The organism is Microbacterium sp. NPDC008134 (genome assembly GCF_042957055.1).
GTDB lineage: Bacteria > Actinomycetota > Actinomycetes > Actinomycetales > Microbacteriaceae > Microbacterium.
Genome location: NZ_JBIBHO010000002.1, coordinates 538,478 through 558,222 on the forward strand (window position 1 = coordinate 538,478; position 19,745 = coordinate 558,222).

Annotated in this window: 25 protein-coding genes; 18 read left to right on the top strand and 7 right to left on the bottom strand. The window is 68.7% G+C overall.

Annotated elements, in window-relative coordinates:
- Positions 1 to 10: 10 nt before the first annotated feature.
- The 4 genes from ACFY9N_RS13310 to ACFY9N_RS13325 are packed head-to-tail and all read left to right on the top strand — an operon-like array spanning position 11 to position 1,467.
- Positions 11 to 211 (top strand): hypothetical protein, encoded by a 201-nt coding sequence (locus ACFY9N_RS13310; RefSeq protein ID WP_391479178.1) that lies wholly within the window; start codon positions 11 to 13, stop codon positions 209 to 211.
- Positions 208 to 609, top strand: a complete 402-nt coding sequence (locus ACFY9N_RS13315) for a TadE family protein (RefSeq protein WP_391479179.1) — start codon at positions 208 to 210, stop codon at positions 607 to 609. Before ACFY9N_RS13310 ends, ACFY9N_RS13315 begins: the two co-directional genes overlap by 4 nt.
- On the top strand, positions 578 to 1,033 hold the full coding sequence (locus ACFY9N_RS13320) for a TadE family protein (protein WP_391479181.1): 456 nt from the start codon (positions 578 to 580) through the stop codon (positions 1,031 to 1,033). Before ACFY9N_RS13315 ends, ACFY9N_RS13320 begins: the two co-directional genes overlap by 32 nt.
- Positions 1,018 to 1,467: a pilus assembly protein TadG-related protein gene (locus tag ACFY9N_RS13325; RefSeq protein ID WP_391479182.1), complete on the top strand. Its 450-nt coding sequence runs from the start codon at positions 1,018 to 1,020 to the stop codon at positions 1,465 to 1,467. Before ACFY9N_RS13320 ends, ACFY9N_RS13325 begins: the two co-directional genes overlap by 16 nt.
- 7 nt (positions 1,468 to 1,474) lie before the next feature.
- Here the strand turns inward: ACFY9N_RS13325 and ACFY9N_RS13330 are convergent, their stop codons facing one another.
- On the bottom strand, positions 1,475 to 2,725 hold the full coding sequence (locus ACFY9N_RS13330; RefSeq protein WP_391479241.1) for an MFS transporter: 1,251 nt from the start codon (positions 2,723 to 2,725) through the stop codon (positions 1,475 to 1,477).
- Positions 2,726 to 2,810: 85 nt separating this feature from the next.
- Here ACFY9N_RS13330 and prfB point away from each other — a divergent pair, with 85 nt between their 5' ends.
- Entirely contained in the window at positions 2,811 to 3,920 is a 1,110-nt protein-coding gene (prfB, locus tag ACFY9N_RS13335) for a peptide chain release factor 2 (RefSeq protein ID WP_391479183.1), read from the top strand.
- A gap of 22 nt (positions 3,921 to 3,942) precedes the next feature.
- On the opposite strand, the gene ACFY9N_RS13340 is transcribed toward prfB, so the two are convergent.
- Together ACFY9N_RS13340 and ACFY9N_RS13345 are read right to left on the bottom strand one after the other, a co-directional pair.
- Positions 3,943 to 4,920 carry a septum formation family protein gene (locus ACFY9N_RS13340; RefSeq protein WP_391479185.1) on the bottom strand — a complete coding sequence of 326 codons (978 nt, stop codon included), beginning with the start codon at positions 4,918 to 4,920 and terminating at the stop codon, positions 3,943 to 3,945.
- A 34-nt stretch (positions 4,921 to 4,954) separates the two neighbouring features.
- Positions 4,955 to 6,232, bottom strand: a complete 1,278-nt coding sequence (locus ACFY9N_RS13345; protein WP_391479186.1) for a DUF2510 domain-containing protein — start codon at positions 6,230 to 6,232, stop codon at positions 4,955 to 4,957.
- 174 nt (positions 6,233 to 6,406) lie between these two features.
- Here ACFY9N_RS13345 and ftsE point away from each other — a divergent pair, with 174 nt between their 5' ends.
- The 3 genes from ftsE to smpB all read left to right on the top strand — a co-directional run bounded on the left by ftsE (position 6,407) and on the right by smpB (position 8,960).
- Positions 6,407 to 7,477, top strand: a complete 1,071-nt coding sequence (gene ftsE, locus ACFY9N_RS13350) for a cell division ATP-binding protein FtsE (RefSeq protein ID WP_391479187.1) — start codon at positions 6,407 to 6,409, stop codon at positions 7,475 to 7,477.
- The gene (gene ftsX / locus ACFY9N_RS13355) at positions 7,474 to 8,388 is read left to right on the top strand and encodes a permease-like cell division protein FtsX (RefSeq protein WP_391479188.1); all 915 of its coding nucleotides are present in this window, start codon (positions 7,474 to 7,476) and stop codon (positions 8,386 to 8,388) included. The genes ftsE and ftsX overlap by 4 nt, the downstream gene beginning before the upstream one ends.
- A 95-nt stretch (positions 8,389 to 8,483) precedes the next feature.
- The gene (gene smpB, locus ACFY9N_RS13360; RefSeq protein ID WP_247625330.1) at positions 8,484 to 8,960 is read left to right on the top strand and encodes an SsrA-binding protein SmpB; all 477 of its coding nucleotides are present in this window, start codon (positions 8,484 to 8,486) and stop codon (positions 8,958 to 8,960) included.
- Positions 8,961 to 8,987: 27 nt separating this feature from the next.
- Here the strand turns inward: smpB and ACFY9N_RS13365 are convergent, their stop codons facing one another.
- Together ACFY9N_RS13365 and lexA are read right to left on the bottom strand one after the other, a co-directional pair.
- A complete protein-coding gene (locus ACFY9N_RS13365; protein ID WP_391479190.1) occupies positions 8,988 to 10,853 on the bottom strand; it encodes a S9 family peptidase in 1,866 nt (621 codons plus the stop codon).
- A 45-nt stretch (positions 10,854 to 10,898) separates the two neighbouring features.
- Positions 10,899 to 11,585: a transcriptional repressor LexA gene (lexA, locus tag ACFY9N_RS13370; protein WP_391479192.1), complete on the bottom strand. Its 687-nt coding sequence runs from the start codon at positions 11,583 to 11,585 to the stop codon at positions 10,899 to 10,901.
- A 309-nt stretch (positions 11,586 to 11,894) separates the two neighbouring features.
- Here lexA and ACFY9N_RS13375 point away from each other — a divergent pair, with 309 nt between their 5' ends.
- The 6 genes from ACFY9N_RS13375 (at position 11,895) to ACFY9N_RS13400 (ending at position 16,335) form a co-directional block, all read left to right on the top strand.
- Positions 11,895 to 12,257 (top strand): LysM peptidoglycan-binding domain-containing protein, encoded by a 363-nt coding sequence (locus ACFY9N_RS13375; RefSeq protein WP_391479193.1) that lies wholly within the window; start codon positions 11,895 to 11,897, stop codon positions 12,255 to 12,257.
- A gap of 78 nt (positions 12,258 to 12,335) precedes the next feature.
- Positions 12,336 to 13,421: a histidinol-phosphate transaminase gene (locus ACFY9N_RS13380; RefSeq protein WP_391479194.1), complete on the top strand. Its 1,086-nt coding sequence runs from the start codon at positions 12,336 to 12,338 to the stop codon at positions 13,419 to 13,421.
- Positions 13,418 to 14,035 carry an imidazoleglycerol-phosphate dehydratase HisB gene (gene hisB, locus ACFY9N_RS13385; RefSeq protein ID WP_391479196.1) on the top strand — a complete coding sequence of 206 codons (618 nt, stop codon included), beginning with the start codon at positions 13,418 to 13,420 and terminating at the stop codon, positions 14,033 to 14,035. The genes ACFY9N_RS13380 and hisB overlap by 4 nt, the downstream gene beginning before the upstream one ends.
- Entirely contained in the window at positions 14,032 to 14,667 is a 636-nt protein-coding gene (gene hisH, locus ACFY9N_RS13390) for an imidazole glycerol phosphate synthase subunit HisH (protein WP_391479197.1), read from the top strand. The genes hisB and hisH overlap by 4 nt, the downstream gene beginning before the upstream one ends.
- Before the next feature lie 101 nt (positions 14,668 to 14,768).
- Positions 14,769 to 15,515, top strand: a complete 747-nt coding sequence (gene priA / locus ACFY9N_RS13395) for a bifunctional 1-(5-phosphoribosyl)-5-((5-phosphoribosylamino)methylideneamino)imidazole-4-carboxamide isomerase/phosphoribosylanthranilate isomerase PriA (RefSeq protein ID WP_247634394.1) — start codon at positions 14,769 to 14,771, stop codon at positions 15,513 to 15,515.
- Positions 15,499 to 16,335, top strand: a complete 837-nt coding sequence (locus tag ACFY9N_RS13400) for an SseB family protein (protein ID WP_391479198.1) — start codon at positions 15,499 to 15,501, stop codon at positions 16,333 to 16,335. Before priA ends, ACFY9N_RS13400 begins: the two co-directional genes overlap by 17 nt.
- A 66-nt stretch (positions 16,336 to 16,401) precedes the next feature.
- Here the strand turns inward: ACFY9N_RS13400 and ACFY9N_RS13405 are convergent, their stop codons facing one another.
- The gene (locus ACFY9N_RS13405) at positions 16,402 to 16,800 is read right to left on the bottom strand and encodes a DUF1844 domain-containing protein (protein WP_247956537.1); all 399 of its coding nucleotides are present in this window, start codon (positions 16,798 to 16,800) and stop codon (positions 16,402 to 16,404) included.
- Positions 16,801 to 17,031: 231 nt separating this feature from the next.
- Here ACFY9N_RS13405 and infC point away from each other — a divergent pair, with 231 nt between their 5' ends.
- The 3 genes from infC (at position 17,032) to rplT (ending at position 18,362) form a co-directional block, all read left to right on the top strand.
- Positions 17,032 to 17,676 carry a translation initiation factor IF-3 gene (gene infC, locus ACFY9N_RS13410; RefSeq protein WP_308194271.1) on the top strand — a complete coding sequence of 215 codons (645 nt, stop codon included), beginning with the start codon at positions 17,032 to 17,034 and terminating at the stop codon, positions 17,674 to 17,676.
- A 73-nt stretch (positions 17,677 to 17,749) separates the two neighbouring features.
- Complete coding sequence (gene rpmI, locus ACFY9N_RS13415; RefSeq protein WP_247625340.1) at positions 17,750 to 17,944, top strand: 50S ribosomal protein L35; 195 nt, start codon at positions 17,750 to 17,752, stop codon at positions 17,942 to 17,944.
- 31 nt (positions 17,945 to 17,975) lie between these two features.
- On the top strand, positions 17,976 to 18,362 hold the full coding sequence (gene rplT, locus ACFY9N_RS13420) for a 50S ribosomal protein L20 (RefSeq protein WP_391479200.1): 387 nt from the start codon (positions 17,976 to 17,978) through the stop codon (positions 18,360 to 18,362).
- A gap of 12 nt (positions 18,363 to 18,374) precedes the next feature.
- On the opposite strand, the gene ACFY9N_RS13425 is transcribed toward rplT, so the two are convergent.
- On the bottom strand, positions 18,375 to 18,830 hold the full coding sequence (locus tag ACFY9N_RS13425) for a DUF2809 domain-containing protein (RefSeq protein ID WP_391479201.1): 456 nt from the start codon (positions 18,828 to 18,830) through the stop codon (positions 18,375 to 18,377).
- Between the two features lie 80 nt (positions 18,831 to 18,910).
- On the opposite strand from ACFY9N_RS13425, the gene ACFY9N_RS13430 reads away from it, so the two are divergent.
- Positions 18,911 to 19,723 carry a TrmH family RNA methyltransferase gene (locus ACFY9N_RS13430; protein WP_391479203.1) on the top strand — a complete coding sequence of 271 codons (813 nt, stop codon included), beginning with the start codon at positions 18,911 to 18,913 and terminating at the stop codon, positions 19,721 to 19,723.
- Positions 19,724 to 19,745: the final 22 nt, after the last annotated feature.

Below are 19,745 nucleotides of genomic sequence, written 5' to 3' on the forward strand. Positions count from 1 at the left end.
AAGGAACCCCATGAACCTCATGCACACGACGGCCTCGCGCCTGGCGCGCTGGATGCGCTCGCTCGCCGAGGACGATCGCGGCGATGTACCCGGCTGGGTGCTCGTCACCTTGATGACCGCCGGCCTCGTCGTGCTCATCTGGGCGGTCGCCGGCCCGGCATTGTCGGACCTGTTCGAGCAGGCGATCCAGCGCGTCTCCGGCATCGAGTGAGCGCGTCCGGGACCCACGATGCCGAGCGGGGATCGAGTCCCGTCGAATTCGTGCTCGTCGGCACGCTCCTCACCGCGCTCACGCTCGCCGTGATCCAGCTCGGCGTGGCCGTCTACGTGCGCAACGTCGTGCATGACGCGGCGGTCGAGGGGGCGTATCACGCGGCGCTCGCCGACACCACGCTCGACGAGGGCGCCGAGCGGGCGCGCCAGGTGATCGAACGCGCGGTGGGGGCCGCGTACGCCGAGGACATCACGGTCGGTGTGACCGAACTCGGTGATCGGGATCGCGTCGACGTGCGCATCCGCACGACGGTCCCCCTGATCGGATTGATCGGCATCCCCGCCGCCTGGGAGGTGACCGCGCATGCCCCGATGGAGAGCCTGGGCGACGAATGACGACGGCTCCGCCGCCCTGGAGTTCATCACCGTCGGGGTCATCCTGCTGGTGCCGTTCGCCTACCTCGTTATCGTTTTGGGGGCGATCCAGGAACAGTCCTTGGGTGCGGAGGCCGCTGCGCGACATATCGCCAGGACCATCGCGCTGTCGACGGACCAGGAGTCCGCTGCCATCGCTGCGGACGCCGTGCTCACCGGGGTCGTCGACGAGTACGGCATGGCCGCGGAGGTCACCGACGTCGCTCTCGCCTGCGTGCCGGAAGGAGCGGAGTGCCCTGCGGGCGGCGCGACCCTTCGTGTCACCGTCACGACCGTCGTGCGGATGCCGTTCGTGCCGGAGATGCTGAGCCTCGAGGAGACGCTCGCCGTCCCCCTGGAAGCGGTCGCCGTGCAGAAGATCGGGCGCGGATGGGAGGGCGGCTGATGGGCGGGCGGCGGATGCGGAACCCCGCCCGTGACGCCGAGGAGGGCAGCATCCTGCTCCTGACCCTCGGATACGTGCTCCTCGCGCTCGCGGTCGTGTTGGTCTGCGTCTGCGCCACCGACCTGTACCTCGCGCAGAAGCGGCTCGATGCGCTCGCCGACTCGGCGGCGGCAGCGGCGGCCGACGGATTCACGCTCGTCACCGATGCGAACGGGGTGCGTGCCGAACTCGACGATCAGGACATGCGGGACCAGGCGCAGGGGATCATCGACGCGATCGAGGGGGAGGCCGCTCTCGTCGACGCGTGGACCCCCGACGGCGTCTCGGTGCGGGTCACGGTGACGGTTCCCTGGCATCCACCGGTGTTCTCGCCCTTCGTGCCCGATGGCGTCGTGCTCGAGGCGACGGCCACGAGTCGCACGGCGCTGCAGTGAATGAACGTCACTCGTCAGGCGGCGCCGGGGTGTCGTCGCGCGTGCGCGGGACGAAGCGGGGGATCCACCGTACGAAGCCCACGGCGCCCAGGAGCCCGATCACTCCGATCGCCGCGGCCGCGATCGGCAGCGACGCGATCGCCGTGATTGCCGACACCAGGAGCGGCGCGATCGCCCCACCGGCATCCGTCAGCGTTCGCCAAGAGCCGAGGAAGGCCGCTGGTTCCCGTTTCGGGGCGACGTCCGCGCCCAGCGTGAGCAGGATGCCGCTGGAGAGGCCGTTGCCCACTCCGAGCACCGCCGCGAACATCCCGAACCACAGCACCGGGGCCTCGACGTCGTGCGACAGGGAGAGGGCGACGAAGCCCGCGCCCATCAGGATCATCGCCGGCATCGCCGCCCACATCCGACCGAACCGGTCCATGACCTGTCCGCTCGCGTAGAACAGTGCGAAATCGATCGCGCCCGAGACGCCGACGACCAGCGCGATGGTCTGCGCATCGAGGCCGAGCGACAGGCCCCAGAGGGGCAGCACCACTTGACGGGCTGAACGCACCGCCGACAGCGACGCCGCAGCGAGGCCGAGGCGGCTGAGCACGGATCGTTGCTGCCACATCGTGCGGAAGATCCCGATCCGCTCGAACGTCGGGATCGAGCCGCTCACCGGCTCTCCGGAGTCGTCGGTCGTGCCGGTGCGGATGGGGGAGGTCACGACGGGTGCGATCGTCTTCTCCGGGTCGGGACCGAACAGCACGAGCAGCACCATCACCGTGAGGCAGCCGAGGAAGAACCAGATCGCGGCGGTTTCGGTGGCGAAGATCTCCAGTAGCCCCGCCGCGACGAACGGCCCGATGAAGATGCCCAGGCGGAAGCTGCCGCCCAGCAGAGAGAGCGCCCGCGCGCGGAACTCGATCGGCACCCGCGTCGTCATGAAGGCGTGGCGGGCGAGTCCGAATGCCGCGGCGCAGAATCCCAGGACGAACACGGATGCCGTCAACACGCCGATCGACGGTGCGAGGATCAGCCCGACGGCGGAGAGCATGGCGATCGCACCGGCGATGACCATGGTGAACCGCTCACCGATCCGGGCGACCGCCCATCCCGCAGGGAGGTTTCCGCAGAGCTGGCCCACCACCAGTGCCGAAGCGACGAGCGCGGCGAACGCGACATCGGCCCCCATCGATGCGGCGATCACCGGGATCAGGGGGATGACGGCGCCCTCGCCGAGCGAGAACAGAACCGTCGGCAGGTACACCATCGGTCCGAATCGTCTGAGGACCGTGGATGCACTGCTCACCGTTCGAGGCTACTCCCGCGGCGGCGACAGGATAGGCTCGGTGATCATGCTCGAACTCGATCTCTCCGCCGACATCCAGGCACTCAGGCACACCTTCGGCGACATCAGCGAGGTCGTCGATGTCGCACGGCTCCGCGACGAGATCGCGCGTCTCAGCGAAGAAGCCGGTGCTCCCGACCTCTGGGATGACACCGAGAACGCGCAGAAGGTCACGAGCGCACTGAGCCACCGCCAGTCCGAGCTCGCCCGGGTCACCGGGATCGCCCAGCGTCTCGACGACCTCGAGGTGCTCGTCGACCTGGCGAACGAGATGGGCGACGAGGATTCCGCGCAGGAGGCCCGTACGGAGCTCGCAGCCCTCACCGAGCTCATCAACCAGCTCGAGGTGCAGACGCTACTGGACGGCGAGTACGACGAGCGCTCCGCGATCGTGACGATCCGCTCCGGAGCGGGTGGCGACGATGCCACCGACTTCGCCGAAATGCTCATGCGCATGTACCTGCGCTGGGCCGAGCGCCACAAGTACCCCGTCAAGGTCATGGACACCTCCTACGCCGAGGGCGCGGGCATCAAGTCGGCGACGTTCGAGATCGACGCGCCGTATGCTTTCGGCACCGTGTCGGTCGAGGCCGGCACGCACCGTCTGGCGCGCATCAGCCCCTTCGGATCCGCCGACAAGCGACAGACGTCGTTCGCCGCGGTCGAGGTCATTCCGCTCATGGAGGAGGCGACCGAGGTCGACATTCCCGAGAGCGATATCCGCGTCGACGTCTTCCGCTCGTCCGGCCCCGGCGGTCAGTCGGTCAACACGACCGACTCCGCGGTGCGACTCACTCACCTGCCGACCGGCATCGTGGTGTCGATGCAGAACGAGAAGTCGCAGATCCAGAACCGCGCCGCAGCCATGCGCGTGCTCCAGACCCGTCTCCTCCTGCTGCAGAAGGAGCAGGAAGCGGCGAAGAAGAAGGAGCTCGCCGGTAACATCACCGCCAGCTGGGGCGACCAGATGCGCTCGTACTTCCTCTACGGTCAGCAGCTCGTGAAGGATCTTCGCACCGGATACGAATCGGGCAACCCGATGGCTGTGTTCGACGGCGATCTCGACGGGTTCATCTCCGCCGGCATCCGCTGGCGCAAGCGTCCCGAAGAGGACTGACCTCGAGCGGGCCGCCCGCGACTCAGCGGGCGGCGCCCTCGAGCGTGCCGGTCACCGTGCCCTCGTAGCTGTAGATCAGGCACTGCATGGTCCGGTCACCGCCGGCCCATGAGGTCTCCGTCGGAGTGAGCCACCAGTAGTCCAGCTCGGATTCCTCGTACGCGATGTCGGCGAAGTCCTCGAACTCGGGTTCGCACTCCCGGATGGCGGCGTCGGCGAGTGCGTCCTCGCCGGGGAAATCGCCGTCCGGCAGAGTGAACTCGTAGTAGATCTCATCGAGATGGGGATCGTCGCACGGCACGACCGTCACCTCGAAGAATTCCTCTCCGTCGAGGCCTTCGGGAAGGCAGTCGCCCACCTCCAGGTCACTGGCGTAGACGACTTCGCCGCCGGGGATGTCGTCGGGCGTGCTCGACCCCGCAGGCGATACCTCGAGGACGAACGCGATCACGGCGGCGATCAGCGCCCCGATCACCGCGACCGCCAGACCCGCGATCCCCGCCCACTTCCGGGCGTGGAGGAACAGCGAGACGATCGACAGCACGAGTCCGGCGCCGAGAAGGACCCATCCGATCAGTGCGATCTGCGGGATACACGCCACGATCGCCCCCAGCGCGGCGGCGATGAGGCCGGCGAGACCGACGGCCGGGAATGGCGCGGGTGAGGCTGCGGGGACGGCATAGGCGTCGTAGGGCGTGGGCGCCCCCGGGGTTGCCGGGGACGCCGCGAACTGCGGGGCCGACGGGTAGGTCGGCGCGGATGGGGACATCGGATACGCGGGCGCGGACGGGTACGTCGGGTACGCGGGCGCGGACGGCGCCGGAGGTGTGGGCGTCACCGGAGAGGCGAGCGGCGGAGTGAAGGGCGGTGCGAACGGCACGGGCGCGGATGCCGCAGGGGCGGGCGCGGCCGGGGTGGCGACGTGCGTCGTCCACCCCGATCCGTCCCACCAGCGCTTCTGCCCGGATCCGTCGTCGTACCAGCCTGCGGGAGTCGACACCTCGGTGGTGTTCTTCGTCTCGACGCGCCCGCGATCAGCGGGCGCTGGCCTCGATGGTCACCTCGGCGACATCCTGCAGAAGCTCATCCGTGATGACGATCGTGTAGGAGTCGCTCTGCGCGACATCGAACGACAGCGTCCCCTGAACCGTCTCGCCGGGGGTCAGCTGGGCGGATTCGAGAGTCGCGTCGCCGAAGTAGTCGTAGGTGCCTTCGACGCCGTCGGCGTCGATGACCGTGAAGTAGAGCGGATTCACCGAGACGTCGCCGCTGATGGCCTCCCACGTCAGCTCGACAGAGAGGTAGCCGCCGTTCTCGGCCTCGAAGCTGGAGCCGTTCGAGGTTCCCCACGACGCGGCGGTGATCGTCACTTCGCTCTCACCCGAGTACTGGTTGACCGTGACGGGAGAGCCCATCGTGCCCTCGACGATCTCGCCCGAGCTCCCGCCGTCGGTGCCGATCGACGGGACGGGCGGGGGCGAATAGGACTCCGCATAGTCGATGGCGCTCTGGGCGATGCTGAACGTGAAGAACACGATCGCCATGATGCCGCCGACGATGCCGCCCAGGACGGACACGCCGATTCCGGTGATGCCCGGCCACTTCTTGCCCTTGAGGAAGAGGGAGACGATCGACACCACGAGACCGGCGAAGAGCAGGATCCACCCGAACACGGCGGTTACCAGGAAGCAGACGAGGATCGTTCCCAGCACGGCGAGACCGAGTCCGACCAGACCGAGAACCGACATCGGGCGCGGCTCGGCGACCGGTGCACCGGGGTACGGAGCGTACCCACCGGGCGCACCGCCGTAGGGGGCACCGGCGGCGGGGTATGCACCCGTCGGCGCGACGCCGTAGGCCGGTGCGGATCCCGGAGCGGTCGCCGGGTAACCGGGTGCGGAGTACGCGGGCGCCGCGTAGGCGGGGGCCTCGGGTGCCGTGTACGCAGGTGCCTCGGGTGCGACGTACGCGGGTGCCTCGGGTGCTGTGTAGGCCGGTGCCTCGGGTGCGACGTACGCGGGCGCTTCGGGCGCGACGTCAGCGGGCGTCTCGGGTGCAGCGTCAGCAGGCGCGACGTCGGAGGTCGCCTCTTCGGAGGGGGCGTCCACGACCGCGGACGGCTCGTCGCTTTCGGCGGCCGCAATGGTCGTATCGATCTCGGCCTCGGTGGGCACGACCGGGAGCGGCTCCTCGACGGGGGTGCTCGCTTCAGGAGCCGACGTCTCGGGAGCGAAATGCTCGGTCCACTGCTCGCCGTCCCACCAGCGCTGACGCCCGGAACCGTCGTCGTACCAGCCTGCAGGTGTCGTCATGGCATCCCCCTCGGATCTCACGTCCGCACAGGAGGTGCGGACTGCCCTTTCATGTATAGCAGTGGCTCGTGACATCGACGGAGACGGATGCCGAACGATGCGTTCTCGCACGTACGGCTCGCGCGGGGTGTCGCGCGCAGCGCGGGAGGGGAGCGCGCTTAGGCTCGTACCGCCATGATTCGGTTCGAGAACGTCACGAAACGCTACCGCGGGACGTCCAAGCCCGCCCTGTCCGGAGTCGACTTCGAGGTGCAGCGCGGGGAGTTCGTCTTCCTCGTCGGAGCCTCGGGTTCCGGCAAATCGTCCTGCCTCCGTCTGATCCTGCGCGAGGATGTGCCCACCACAGGGCGCGTCGCCGTGATGGGGCGCGACCTCCGGGCCCTCGCCAACCGCAAGGTGCCGTACTTCCGTCGCCACATCGGCTCGGTGTTCCAGGACTTTCGCCTGCTCCCGTCCAAGACGGTGTACCAGAACGTCGCCTTCACGCTGCAGGTGACCGGCTCGTCGCGCGGCTTCATCCAGCAGGCCGTCCCCGAGGCATTGGCGCTGGTGGGTCTCGACGGCAAGCAGAAGCGCATGCCGCACGAGCTCTCGGGTGGAGAGCAGCAGCGCGTCGCGATCGCACGCGCTCTCGTCAACCGCCCGCAGGTGCTGCTCGCCGATGAGCCGACGGGAAACCTCGACCCGGCTACCTCCGTCGACATCATGCAGCTCCTCGCGCGCATCAACGCCGGCGGCACCACTGTTCTCATGGCGACGCACGAAGCCGGATTCGTCGACCAGATGAAGCGAAGAGTGATCGAGCTCCGCGACGGCGTGATGGTGCGCGACGAGGTGCACGGCGGGTACGGCGACACCTCGAACATCCCGCGTCTCGTTCCGGAGGAGGTGCGTGGCGCAGCCGCTGCCGCCGCGCTCACCGCGGTGCAGGAAGTGCAGCGTCAGACCTCCGACCTGTCGATCGTGCGGGCGGTGCTGACCGAGGAACTCAGCGCGCAGCGCAAGGCCGCGGCATCCGCTCCGACACCTGCTGCCGCACCTGTGCCGACGCCGACCGCGGCTCCCGCGGAGCCGGTCGCCGCCGAGCCCGCTGCGGATGATGTCGAGTCCGCGCCGACGCCGCCCTCCACCGGGCCGCGCACGCATCCGATCGTCCTCCCCGAGGTCGACGTGGCCGAACTCGGCGTCGCCGACAGACTCGGTCTCTCCGGCGATGACGACGAGGAAGTGGGGCCGACCTCATGAGAATCGGACTGATCCTCACCGAGGCCCTGCTGGGCCTGCGCCGGAACATCTCGATGGTGATCTCGGTGGTGCTCGTGACGTTCGTGTCGCTCACGTTCGTGGGCGCCGCGATCCTGATGCAGTCGCAGATCGGCGTGATGCGCGGGTACTGGAGCGAACGCGCTCAGGTGGCGGTGTACATGTGCTCGGCGGTGTCGGAGTCCGACACCTGCGTCGACGGGGCGGCGAGCGAAGAGCAGGTCGCCTCCGTGCGCGCTCAGCTCGAGGGCGATGCGCTCGCTCCGCTCATCAGCTCGATGACCTTCGACACGAAGGAAGACACCTACGCGAAGCTCGTCGAGCAGGTGGGGGAGGAGCAGGCGAGCGTGATCACCCCGGACCAGGCGTTCGAGGTCTTCTTCGTGACGATGAAGGATCCGGGGCAGTCCCAGGTTCTCTCCGAGGCCTTCAGCGGGCAGACCGGCGTGGAGCAGGTCAAGGACCAACTGCAGTATCTCGAACCGCTTTTCTCCGCTCTCACCGTGGCGACGTACGTGGCAGTCGGGATCGCCGTGCTCATGCTCATCGCGGCGACGTTGCTCATCGCCACGACCATCCGATTGTCGGCGTACGCGCGGCGCAAGGAGATCGGCATCATGCGCCTGGTGGGCGCGTCGAACCGCTTCATCCAGACGCCGTTCGTGCTCGAGGGTGTCTTCGCCGCCTTCCTGGGTTCCGCGCTCGCGAGTGCGGCGATCGTCGCCGGAGTGCACTTCGGTGTGAACGGCTACCTGCGGGGACGCGTGCCGTTCATCACGACGTGGATCGGGATGCAGGATGCCGCCTGGGTCGTTCCGGTGCTGATCGGCATCGGTGTCGTGCTCGCCGCGCTGTCCGCGGGCTTCGCGATCCGGCGCTGGCTGCGTACCTGACCATCCCGGACCGGCCGGAAGTGGCTCGGGGGCGCACGACCCGGGTATGCTGAAAGGCTGTTGTGCGAGCGCACGACACGGATCAGGAGAGCATCATGCCCAGGGAACGCGGGGAGAAGGTCATCGCGACCAATCGTCGCGCACGTCACGACTACAACATCGAGAAGTCGTACGAGGCGGGGATGGTGCTGACCGGCACCGAGGTCAAGTCGCTGCGCCAGGGGCGCGCCAACCTGTCGGACGGTTACGCGTTCGTGAAGGGAAACGAGGTGTTCCTCGACTCGGTGCACATCCCCGAGTACTCGCAGGGTCACTGGACCAACCATTCGGCCAAGCGCATCCGCAAGCTCCTGCTGCACCGCGAGGAGATCGTCAAGATCGCCCACGCGGTATCGGCGGGCGGGTACACGCTGATCCCGCTCAAGCTCTACTTCTCCGACGGGCGGGCCAAGGTCGAGATCGCCCTCGCGAAGGGTAAGCGCGAGTACGACAAGCGTCAGACGCTGCGTGAGCGTCAGGACACGCGCGAGGCGGAACGCGCCATGCGACTGCGCAACCGCGTCGGCGAGTAGCGGCAGACGCAGGCCCGAGTCTCGGGATCAGAGCGACGGCGTGAAGCCGAACGCCCGCCCGAGGAACGCGAGTTCGCGCTCGAGCGCATCGACGACCGTCTCTGCACGGCGGAATCCGTGCCCTTCCCCGGGGTACAGCACGTACTCGTGGTCGACGCCCCGTCGGGCGAGCGCATCGCGGATCGCCTCGGACTGCGACGGAGGCACCACGATGTCGTCGGCTCCCTGCAGGAGGAGCACGGGAACATCGATCCGATCGGCGTGCGTCAGCGGGGACCGCTCGATGTACAGCTCCTCGGATGCCGGGAGAGGACCGACGAGGCCATCGATGTAGTGCTTCTCGAAGTCGTGCGAGTCGGCGACGAGCATCCGCAGGTCGGAGACCCCGTAGCGCGAGACGCCGGCCGCGAACGTGCCGCCGCGCACGAGTGCCGACAGGACGGTCCACCCTCCGGCGGAGCCGCCGCGGATCGCGATCCGCGTCGGGTCCGCAAGGCCCGCCGCAGCGAGACCCTGGGCGGCCGAGATGACGTCGTCGACGTCGACGACGCCCCACTGGCCGTCGAGCCGCTCGCGATAGGCGCGCCCGTAGCCCGTCGAGCCTCCGTAGTTGACATCGAGCACCCCGATCCCGCGGCTCGTGTAGAACGCGAGCGCCGCGGAGGTCGCACCGGTCACATGAGCCGTCGGGCCGCCGTGCACCAGGACCAGGTACGGGGGGAGTTCGTCGGCGGATGCCGTGATGTCCGGGTGCGCGGGCGGGTACGCGTAGGCGTGCACCGGGCCGTGCGCGCCCTCGAAAGTCAGGGGGAGCGGAGCCGGCATCCACGCGGGATCGACGGGCTCCCCGCCGCGGACGGCTACGACCGTCCCCGAGTCGAGGTCTGCGCACCACACCCCGGAAGTGACGCCCGATCCGTTACCCGAGAGCAGCACGAGGGAGCCGACGACGTCGTCGATGCTCACGTGTCCGTCGCACGGCGCCTCGATGCGTCGCTGGGAGCCGTCGGGGGGGAGCACGACGATCTCGTCGCGGCCGTTCGTGCGCACGGCGACGAGACGGCCATCCTCGAGCAACCGGAACCAGCGGTTGCCGAGCACCCACAGCCCGTACCCGGTGTCGGCATCGGCGGAGGTGAGCGCGACGGGATCGCCTGCCGTGACGATTCCGTCGAGCGTGATCCGCAGCACCCCCCAGCGCCCCTCGTGATCGTCGGCGAAAACGAGCTCGTGGTCCGATCTCCACTCGGGCTGCAGTGCGGCGCGCGAGTGGACGGTTGTCGTCTCGCCGGTGCGGAGATCGAGAAGGCGCAGGTGCGCTTCGTCCCACGGCATCCGTTCGCCCGACCATTCGACCCACGCGAGGCGTGTTCCGTCGGGGGAGAGTGCGGGGTGGGCGAAGAAGGCGCCGCTCTCGACGTGGACCAGGATCTCGGACCGGTCGTTCGCTGCTCGCCCGTCGCGGGGGATCTCGACGACCGCGCGGCGGTGCTCGGCGGATGTCAGGTCCTCGCGCACCGCGAAGAGGCGTCCGTTCTGCACGCGCAGTCCGCCGTGTGCGGGTCCCGGCGGGGTCAGCGGCACCGGTGCGTCACCGCGGTCGAAGCGATACACCCGCTGGTCGTCGGCCTGCACGAAGAACAGGGTGCCATCCGCATCCGCCGTCCAGGCTCCTCCGCCGTACTCGTGGACGCGCGATCGGGCGCTCCAGGGTGCGGGGAGCACTTCGTGCCCCAGCGAAGATCGCACCGTCAGGCGACCGCCCTCGGCCGGGACGGACTCGGCCCACCAGATCTCCTCACCGACGAATCGGGCGCCGTCGAGTCGCGGGGAGGAAGCGGCGACGGATGCCGCGGTGAAGGGTGAGGGCCAGCAACCGTACGGTGACGACATGCTTCGAGCCTATGCGTCGTCGGACGCGCGCTGGTGCTCGGCCGGTCAGACCGCGCGGAGGACGGCGACGACCTTGCCGAGGACGACGGCCTCGTCGCCGAGGATCGGCTCGAACGCCGAGTTGCGCGGCAGCAACCAGGTGTGGCCATCGCGCCGTCGGAAGGTCTTGACCGTCGCCTCGCCGTCGAGCATCGCCGCCACGATCTCGCCGTTCTCCGCCGTGTGCTGAGAACGGACGACCACCCAATCGCCGTCGCAGATCGCCGCATCGATCATGGACTCGCCCGACACCTTGAGCATGAACAGGTCGCCCTTGCCGACGAGCTGTCGCGGCAGGGGGAAGATCTCTTCGACCTGCTGGTCGGCGGTGATCGGAACGCCGGCGGCGATGCGCCCGACAAGGGGCACCAGGGCGGCGTCCCCCACCGGGGTCGCCACATCCGCCGGGTTCTCGGTGCTCGTGCCGGGGAGATCGATCAGGACCTCCATGGCGCGGGTCTTGCCGGGGTCGCGGCGCAGGTAACCGCTGAGCTCGAGCTGGCCGAGCTGGTGGGTCACGCTCGAGAGCGACTTGAGGCCGACGGCATCGCCGATCTCGCGCATGCTGGGCGGATACCCCTGCTGGGCGATCGACGCCTGGATGACCTCGAGGATCGCCATCTGCTTGGGGCTCAGGCTCTTCCGACGGCGCGTTCGCGGTGCCTCGGGATCGGGGGCGGTGATCTCGCTCATGATGCTCCTTCGGTGCGCGATTCCGGCGTCCTTCTTCGAATGTCGGAGGCCCGTGGTTCGGTGTTCGTATCGAAACCGTATCCGAGAAATCCGCGGATGTGGAAGATCTGTTCGAGCGTGTCGGCGAAATCGCGAACGTGATTTCGAAGAAACCTTGACAGATGTTCGAATTCGAAGATACCTTCGGAACGTAGCTTCGCACTCGCCCCTCCCGGCCGAGGGGCGGATGCGAACGCTACGCCAACGTGGTCATCGCTCGTGGGTGATGACAGACCTCCGGCCCACCGGAGCAAGGCAGAGGAGAACGACATGAGCAGCATCACCTTCAGCACCGCAGCCGTCCGTCCCGCACGTCCGGCGACGCGTCTCCGGCTGACGGTACGTGGTCGCCGTGTTTTGCTTGCTCTGGCTGCGCTTCCTCTCGCGCTCGGTATCGCCTTCGCCGCGCTGAGCGGTGGCAGCGCGCTGGCGACGGGCGAGGGGGCCGGCACCGTGACGTTCGAGACCGTCACGGTGATGCCCGGCGACACGCTGTGGTCGATCGCGGCCGAGATCTCGCCCGAGTCCGACCCCCGAGAGGTGATCGGCGAGATCACCCGCCTCAACATGCTCCAGGGCGGTGTCCTGCAGATCGGCCAGGAGCTGTCGATCCCGACCGAGTACGCGGGCTGACTCCTGTGGCCGCCCGTGAACACCGCAAAAGGCGGTAACGCGGAGGGGGGCCCGGGCCGTGCGGCCTAGCATGGAGGAGTGACTTCTTCGCTCGATGATCTCCCCCTCCGTGACGATCTCCGGGGGCTCATCCCGTACGGGGCGCCCCAGGCTCCGCTCCCGATCGCTCTGAACGTCAACGAGAACACGCATCCCGTGCCGGATGCCGTGGCGAGCGACATCCTCGATGACATCGCCGTCGCGCTGCGCGACGTCAACCGTTACCCCGACCGTGAGTTCACCGCACTCCGCGAAGGCTTCGCCCAGTACCTCGGTCACGGTCTCGACGCATCGCAGATCTGGGCCGGCAACGGATCGAACGAGGTGCTCCAGCACATCCTCCAGGCGTTCGCCGGTCCTGGACGGACCGTGTTCGGCTTCGCGCCGACCTACTCGATGTATCCGTTGCTGGCACAGGGGACGGGCGCGCGCTGGGTGGCGGGGGAACGCCAGCCCGACTACACGATCACGCCCGAGGAGGCGGTCGCGCAGATCGAGCAGGTCGATCCCGACGTGGTCCTTCTCTGCGCGCCGAACAATCCCACGGGCACGCCGCTCGGACTCGACGTGGTCGAGGCCGTGTACGCCGCGACCCGTGGAGTCGTCGTCGTCGACGAGGCCTATCAGGAGTTCGCCCCGCACGACGCGCCCTCCGCGCTCACCCTGCTGGAGGGACGTCCCCGGCTCGCGGTCTCGCGCACGATGAGCAAGGCGTTCGCGTTCGCCGGAGCGCGGGTGGGATACCTCGCCGCCGATCCCGCGTTCATCGATGCGCTGCGCCTCGTGCGGCTCCCGTACCACCTGAGCGCACTGACCCAGGCGGCGGCGGTCGCGGCGCTCCGGAACTCCGACATCATGCTCGGCATGGTCGAGGAGATCGTCGCTCAGCGTGATCGGATCACCGCGACACTCGAAGCCCTCGGGTACACGCCTCACGAGTCGTGGTCGAACTTCGTCCTGTTCGGCGGCGTCGCCGACCCGAAGGCCACGTGGCAGCGTCTCTACGAGCAGGGTGTGCTCATCCGAGACGTCGGTATCGCCGGGCACCTGCGCGTCACCGCGGGTACCGAGGCCGAGACCACGGCGTTCCTCGATGCGCTCGCCTCGATAGAATCGGCCTCATGAGCACCCCCTCCCCGGCCCCGCGCATCGCGCGTCGCGTGCGCAGCACGTCGGAGTCCACCGTCGAACTCGAGCTGAACCTCGATGGCACCGGCGCCAGCCGCATCGACACCTCTGTTCCCTTCTTCGACCACATGCTCACCGCCTTCGCGAAGCACTCGCTCACGGATCTCACGGTGCGCGCCTCGGGCGACACCCACATCGATGCGCACCACACGGTGGAGGACATCTCGATCGTGCTCGGTCAGGCGATCGGCGAGGCGCTCGGCGACAAGGCGGGCATCTCGCGGTACGGAGATGCACTCGTCCCGCTCGACGAGGCGCTCGCCCAGGCCGTCGTCGACATCTCCGGCCGTCCCTACCTCGTGCACGAGGGCGAGCCGGCAGGCTTCGAGCAGCACCTCATCGGTGGACACTTCACGGGATCGCTCGTGCGTCACACCTTCGAGGCGATCGCGTTCAACGCCGCGCTCACCGTCCACGTGCGCGTTCTGGGCGGTCGCGACCCGCACCACATCGCCGAGGCGGAGTACAAGGCGTTCGCGCGCGCCTTCCGCCAGGCCAAGGCGCTCGACCCGCTGGTCGACGGCGTGCCGTCGACCAAGGGCGCGCTGTGACGCGCACACCCCGGGTCGCCGTCTTCGACTACGAGTCGGGCAACGTCCACTCCGCCGTGAAGGCGCTGGTCGCCGCCGGCGCCGACGCCGTTCTCACCCGCGATCGCACCGAGGCGCTCGAAGCCGATGGACTGCTCGTCCCGGGTGTCGGCGCGTTCGCCGCGGTCCGGGACGCCCTGTACGCGCACGGCGGCGACGAGATCATCGATCGTCGGCTCGCCGGCGGACGCCCGGTCATGGGAATCTGCGTCGGAATGCAGGTGCTCTTCTCCCGCGGTGTCGAGCGCGGTCAGAACACCGAGGGTCTGGGAGAGTGGCCGGGAACGGTGACCGAGCTCAACGCCGCGGTGCTCCCGCACATGGGATGGAACACGGTGTCCCCGGGGGCCGACAGCATCCTGTTCGACGGCATCGAGGATGAGCGCTTCTACTTCGTGCACTCGTACGCGGCCCAGAACTGGGAACTCGATGTCATCCCGCCGTTCCCGCAGCCCGTGCTCACCTGGACGACCTACGGTGACCCCTTCCTGGCGGCCGTCGAGAACGGGCCGCTCACCGCGACGCAGTTCCACCCCGAGAAGTCGGGGGAGGCAGGCATCCGTCTCCTGCGCAACTGGACCCGGAGCCTCTGAGCGTCGCCGTCCGGCGTCACGCATTTTGAGGCCCGAGCACCGCAGAGTACCCTCGAATCTCGTGCCCGCAGCGGGCGCCGAGCCCCCACACCAAGGACGTCATGAACGACTTCGCACAGTCTCCCTCCCTCACGCTGCTCCCCGCGGTCGATGTCGCCGGCGGTAAGGCCGTGCGCCTCACGCAGGGCGAGGCCGGCACGGAGACCAGCTACGGCGACCCGTTGGATGCCGCCGGCGAATGGGTGTCGCAGGGTGCCCAGTGGATCCACCTTGTCGACCTCGACGCGGCTTTCGGACGCGGGAGCAACGCACCGATCCTGCGCAAGGTGATCAAGCAGTACCGAGGCGTGAACATCGAGCTCTCCGGCGGCATCCGCGACGATGCGACGCTCGAGGCGGCGCTCGAGAGCGGCGCGACCCGGATCAACCTCGGTACTGCGGCGCTGGAGAACCCGGAGTGGGCGGCCGACGTGATTGGCCGTTACGGCGAGGCCATCGCCGTCGGTCTGGACGTCCGCGGCACGACTCTCGCCGCGCGGGGCTGGACGAAGGAGGGCGGCGACCTCTGGGAGGTGCTCGACCGTCTGGAGGACGCCGGCTGCAGCCGCTACGTCCTGACCGACGTGACCAAGGACGGCACGCTGCGCGGGCCGAACCTCGAGCTCCTGCGCGAGGTCACCGCCCGTACGCCGAAGCCCGTCGTCGCGTCGGGCGGCATCTCGAGCCTCGACGACATCGCCGCGCTGCGCGAACTGGTGCCGCTCGGTGTCGAGGGCGCGATCGTCGGCAAGGCTCTGTACGCCGGGGCGTTCACCCTGGCTGAGGCGCTGGATGTCGCCGGCGACTGACGACTCCTGCGGTCACGCATCGCACGGCTCGCACGATCACGGACCCCGCGGGCACGACATGCCCGCGAACCGTGGCGACTCCGCCGGCGTGCCGTGGGAGGGGCGCAGCTTCGAGGCGAATCAGCACGCCGCCGATGACGGCTCCGCAGATCCCGCGCTGCTCGCGGCACTGGTGAACTTCCGCGCGGGCTCCGGCAGCCAGGTGGACGTCGTGGACGCCTTCCGTCATGCGCGCGTGCTCATCCCTCTCGTCGCAGAGAAGGGCGAGGAGGGCGTCGCCCCGAGCGGGCTCGCCGTCGACAAGACGCAGGAGCTCTCGATCGTCACGGTCGCCGCCCCCGACGGTCGCCGCGTGCAGCCCGTCTTCTCCTCGGTCGAGGCGATGCAGCGGTGGGATGCCTCGGCACGCCCCATTCCCGTTGAGGCCGTTCGCGCCGCACTCGCCGCGTCGGCCGACGACACCGATCTGATCGTGCTCGATCCGACGTCGGAGACCGAGTTCGTGATCCGGCGCCCGGCGGTGTGGTCGATCGCGCAGGGGCACGCCTGGGAGCCGAGCTTCCTCTCGCCCGAGGTGTTCGCCGCTCTGCAGGCGAGCGTCGCGCAGGAGCTCGCGGTGATCGATGTGGCCGTGGCCGCGGGGGACCCGGATGCTCGTCTGCGAGGGCCCGAACTGATCGTGATCCTCGAACTGGTCGACGGTCTCGAACGCGAGGTCCTCGACGCGGTCCTGGCGCGCCTCGCTCAACGCTGGGCATCCGACGATCGCATCGCCGTCCTCGCGGACTCCCTCACCGTGAAGCTCCGCCGCAGCGCCTGACCTCGGTAGCTGTTTTCTCAAGGTCGCACTGTTCCGACCGGCGTCGCTGCGCTCGCTCCTAAGGAACTAGTTGACCGGCCCGGTCCACTTCTCGCCGGGTCCCTTGCCGATCGGGTCGGGGATGACGGATGCCTCGCGGAACGCGAGCTGGAGCGAGCGCAGTCCGTCGCGCAGGGAGCGCGCGTGCATGTCGCTGATCTCGGGTGCTCCGGCCGTGATGAGGCCGGCGAGGGAGTTGATGAGCTTGCGCGCCTCGTCGAGGTCGAGTTGATCCTGCGCGTTCGGGTCGTCGGCGAGTCCGAGCTTCACCGCTGCGGCGCTCATGAGGTGGACCGCGGCGGTCGTGATGACCTCGACGGCGGGGACGTCGGCGATGTCGCGCGTCGCGGACGACGCGGCCTCCTCCTGCCGTGCCCAGCGCTCTTCGCGCTCGCGGTCAGCCTCGTTGGATGCCTGGTTCGTCACTTCGCCTTGCCTTCTGTTAGACTTTGTCGGGCTCCGGAGCGTCATGCTCCGGCACGAAAGAGGATTCACTTCCCACCCGCGCTTGCCGTTCCAGGCTACCGGGTCTTGCACTCCACCGGATCCGCTCCCAGAGCGGGGCGGTCGTCAGGGTGCGAAGCCGGCGTCTGAATGCCGGTGGGTGGGGGACGATTCTGATTTCGCCCGGAATGCCGACAGCATCCCGGTGGCCGAATCCCATCGTCTAAGGAGTTCCGCATCAGCGATCCCCGCACCAATGAGCGCATCCGCGTCCCCGAGGTCCGCCTCGTCGGTCCCGCGGGTGAGCAGATCGGCGTCGTCCGCATCGAGGCGGCGTTGCGCCTTGCGCAGGAAGCCGACCTCGACCTCGTCGAGGTCGCACCCAACTCGAAGCCGCCCGTGGTCAAGATCATGGACTACGGCAAGTTCAAGTACGAAGCCGCCCAGAAGGAGAAGGAAGCTCGCCGCAACCAGGCGAACACCGTTCTCAAGGAGGTCCGCTTCCGCCTGAAGATCGAGGCGCACGACTACACGACCAAGCTCAAGCGTGCCGAGGGCTTCCTGAAGGCCGGCGACAAGGTCAAGGCCATGATCCTGTTCCGCGGTCGTGAGCAGTCGCGCCCCGAGCAGGGTGTGCGTCTGCTGCGCAAGTTCGCCGAGGACGTCGCGGAGCTCGGAACCGTCGAGTCGAACCCGACGATCGACGGTCGCAACATGGTCATGGTCGTGGCTCCGCTGAAGAGCAAGTCCGAGGCCAAGCAGGAGCAGAACGCCGTTCGCGACGCGCAGCGCGCCGCCAACAAGCAGGCTGCTCGCGAGGCGAAGGCCGAGGCTCCGGCCGAAGCCGCCGCGGAGTGACATCCGCGCCACATACTCCCGCACCGCGGGTTGACACCGTCGCCTGAGAAGGCGCCATACGAAGGAAGAGAAGATGCCGAAGCAGAAGACCCATTCGGGTGCGAAGAAGCGCTTCAAGATCACCGGCAGCGGAAAGCTGAAGAAGCAGCAGGCTGGCATGCGTCACAACCTCGAGCACAAGTCGAGCCGTCGCACCCGTCGCCTCAACCAGGACCAGGTTCTGTCGAAGGCAGACGCCAAGGTCGCGAACAAGCTTCTCGGTCGCTGACGCGCCGAACGCACGATAGGAATACAGGAAAATGGCAAGAGTCAAGCGGGCGGTAAACGCTCACAAGAAGCGCCGGGTCATTCTCGAGCGCGCCTCCGGTTACCGTGGCCAGCGTTCGCGCCTCTACCGGAAGGCCAAGGAGCAGGTCATCCACTCCCTGGTCTACTCGTACCGGGACCGTCGCAAGCGCAAGGGTGACTTCCGTCGCCTCTGGATCCAGCGCATCAACGCTGCGGCACGCCAGAACGGCATCACGTACAACCGCTTCATCCAGGGCCTCGGCCTCGCGGGTGTGACGGTCGACCGTCGCATGCTCGCCGACCTCGCGGTCAACGACGCGGCGACGTTCACGACGCTCGTCGAGACGGCCAAGAAGGCTCTGCCTTCCGACGTCAACGCTCCGAAGTCGGTCGCGTAAGCAGCGATCTCTTCAGAAGGCGCTCTCCTCCGGGAGGGCGCCTTCTGCTTTGTCCGGGCGTACCTCGAGCACGGAGCGGGCGGCCAGGTCGATCGCCAGGGCGGCCATGACGGCGCAGAAGTAGACGACCAGATCCCGGGGATCGAAACCGGCTCCCAGCACCAGGCGCGCGGGCGGGAGTACCTCCGCCAGGGCGAGCGGGATGCCGGTGAGCTGGGTGAACTCGACCGCCGCGCAGACGAGAGTCGCCGCTGCCGCGATCGCGATGGACCGCGCTCGGGGGAGCGCGCAGGCGATGAGCGCGTAGATCATCACGGCGTAGAGCGCATCCCCGGCGATGTCGCCGGCGGGACCGTCGGCGAGGCCGTGGACGAGAAGACCGGCGCAGACGACGACCGCCGCCGCGATGACCGAGCCGATCCTTCGACGACGCGACGCCCGCGGGGACGATGCGCTGCCGGTTGCCACCTCCGCACCCTATCGAGCGAACCTGGAATGGTGCCGTCGTCAATGCTCGGCACGGGGGTGGTGTTCCCTAGACTGTGATCGTGCTGGAGAACCCCCGCTCCCCCCGAGTCCGAGCCGTCGCCAAGCTGACGAAGCGAAGTGCGCGCACCGAGACCGGATTGTTCCTCCTCGAGGGCCCGCAGGCCGTTCGAGAGGCCCTGACCTACCGTCCCGACGCGATCGTCGAACTCTTCGCCACACCCGCCGGCTGGGAGAGGCATCCCGACATCCGCGCCCAGGCCTCGTATGCCGGCATCGATGTCGAGCACGTCACGGAGTACGTCCTCAACGCGATGGCCGACACGGTCACCCCGCAGGGACTCGTCGCCGTCGTACGTCAGACGCCGACGTCGGTCCGCGACGTGTTCGCGGCATCCCCCCGCCTCGTCGCGATCTGCCAGGAGATCCGCGATCCCGGCAACCTCGGCACGATCATCCGCGCCGCTGACGCCGCCGGTGCCGACGCGGTCGTCCTCACCGGACGCACGGTCGATCCCTACAACCCCAAGGTCGTGCGCGCGACGACCGGATCCCTGTTCCACCTCCCGGTCTCCGTCGGAGGCGAACTCGACGACGTCATCACCCGCGCGCACGAGGCGGGCCTGCGCATCCTCGCCGCGGATGTGAAGGGCGACGACCTCCTCTCGGCGCGCGCCGAGGGCGTGCTCGCCGAGCCGACCGGATGGTTGTTCGGCAACGAGGCGCGCGGACTGGAGGACGACGCGCTGGAACTCGCCGACCGCGTGCTGCGTCTGCCGATCTTCGGCAAGGCGGAGTCCCTGAACCTCGCGACCGCCGCGAGCGTCTGCCTGTACGAGAGCGCGTTCGCGCAGCGCGCCGCGACGGGCGGCTGATACTTTTGCTCCTGCCCGTCCG

What these genes read in the sequence shown, in the direction of transcription:
- ACFY9N_RS13310 (WP_391479178.1), top strand. Translation starts at nt 11, where the DNA reads ATGAACCTCATGCACACGACGGCCTCGCGCCTGGCGCGCTGGATGCGC.
- ACFY9N_RS13320 (WP_391479181.1), top strand. Translation starts at nt 578, where the DNA reads ATGCCCCGATGGAGAGCCTGGGCGACGAATGACGACGGCTCCGCCGCC.
- ACFY9N_RS13325 (WP_391479182.1), top strand. Translation starts at nt 1,018, where the DNA reads ATGGGAGGGCGGCTGATGGGCGGGCGGCGGATGCGGAACCCCGCCCGT.
- ACFY9N_RS13330 (WP_391479241.1), bottom strand. Translation starts at nt 2,725, where the DNA reads ATGGTGTACCTGCCGACGGTTCTGTTCTCGCTCGGCGAGGGCGCCGTC.
- prfB (WP_391479183.1), top strand. Translation starts at nt 2,811, where the DNA reads ATGCTCGAACTCGATCTCTCCGCCGACATCCAGGCACTCAGGCACACC.
- ACFY9N_RS13345 (WP_391479186.1), bottom strand. Translation starts at nt 6,232, where the DNA reads ATGACGACACCTGCAGGCTGGTACGACGACGGTTCCGGGCGTCAGCGC.
- ftsE (WP_391479187.1), top strand. Translation starts at nt 6,407, where the DNA reads ATGATTCGGTTCGAGAACGTCACGAAACGCTACCGCGGGACGTCCAAG.
- ftsX (WP_391479188.1), top strand. Translation starts at nt 7,474, where the DNA reads ATGAGAATCGGACTGATCCTCACCGAGGCCCTGCTGGGCCTGCGCCGG.
- smpB (WP_247625330.1), top strand. Translation starts at nt 8,484, where the DNA reads ATGCCCAGGGAACGCGGGGAGAAGGTCATCGCGACCAATCGTCGCGCA.
- ACFY9N_RS13365 (WP_391479190.1), bottom strand. Translation starts at nt 10,853, where the DNA reads ATGTCGTCACCGTACGGTTGCTGGCCCTCACCCTTCACCGCGGCATCC.
- lexA (WP_391479192.1), bottom strand. Translation starts at nt 11,585, where the DNA reads ATGAGCGAGATCACCGCCCCCGATCCCGAGGCACCGCGAACGCGCCGT.
- ACFY9N_RS13375 (WP_391479193.1), top strand. Translation starts at nt 11,895, where the DNA reads ATGAGCAGCATCACCTTCAGCACCGCAGCCGTCCGTCCCGCACGTCCG.
- hisB (WP_391479196.1), top strand. Translation starts at nt 13,418, where the DNA reads ATGAGCACCCCCTCCCCGGCCCCGCGCATCGCGCGTCGCGTGCGCAGC.
- priA (WP_247634394.1), top strand. Translation starts at nt 14,769, where the DNA reads ATGAACGACTTCGCACAGTCTCCCTCCCTCACGCTGCTCCCCGCGGTC.
- ACFY9N_RS13400 (WP_391479198.1), top strand. Translation starts at nt 15,499, where the DNA reads ATGTCGCCGGCGACTGACGACTCCTGCGGTCACGCATCGCACGGCTCG.
- rpmI (WP_247625340.1), top strand. Translation starts at nt 17,750, where the DNA reads ATGCCGAAGCAGAAGACCCATTCGGGTGCGAAGAAGCGCTTCAAGATC.
- rplT (WP_391479200.1), top strand. Translation starts at nt 17,976, where the DNA reads ATGGCAAGAGTCAAGCGGGCGGTAAACGCTCACAAGAAGCGCCGGGTC.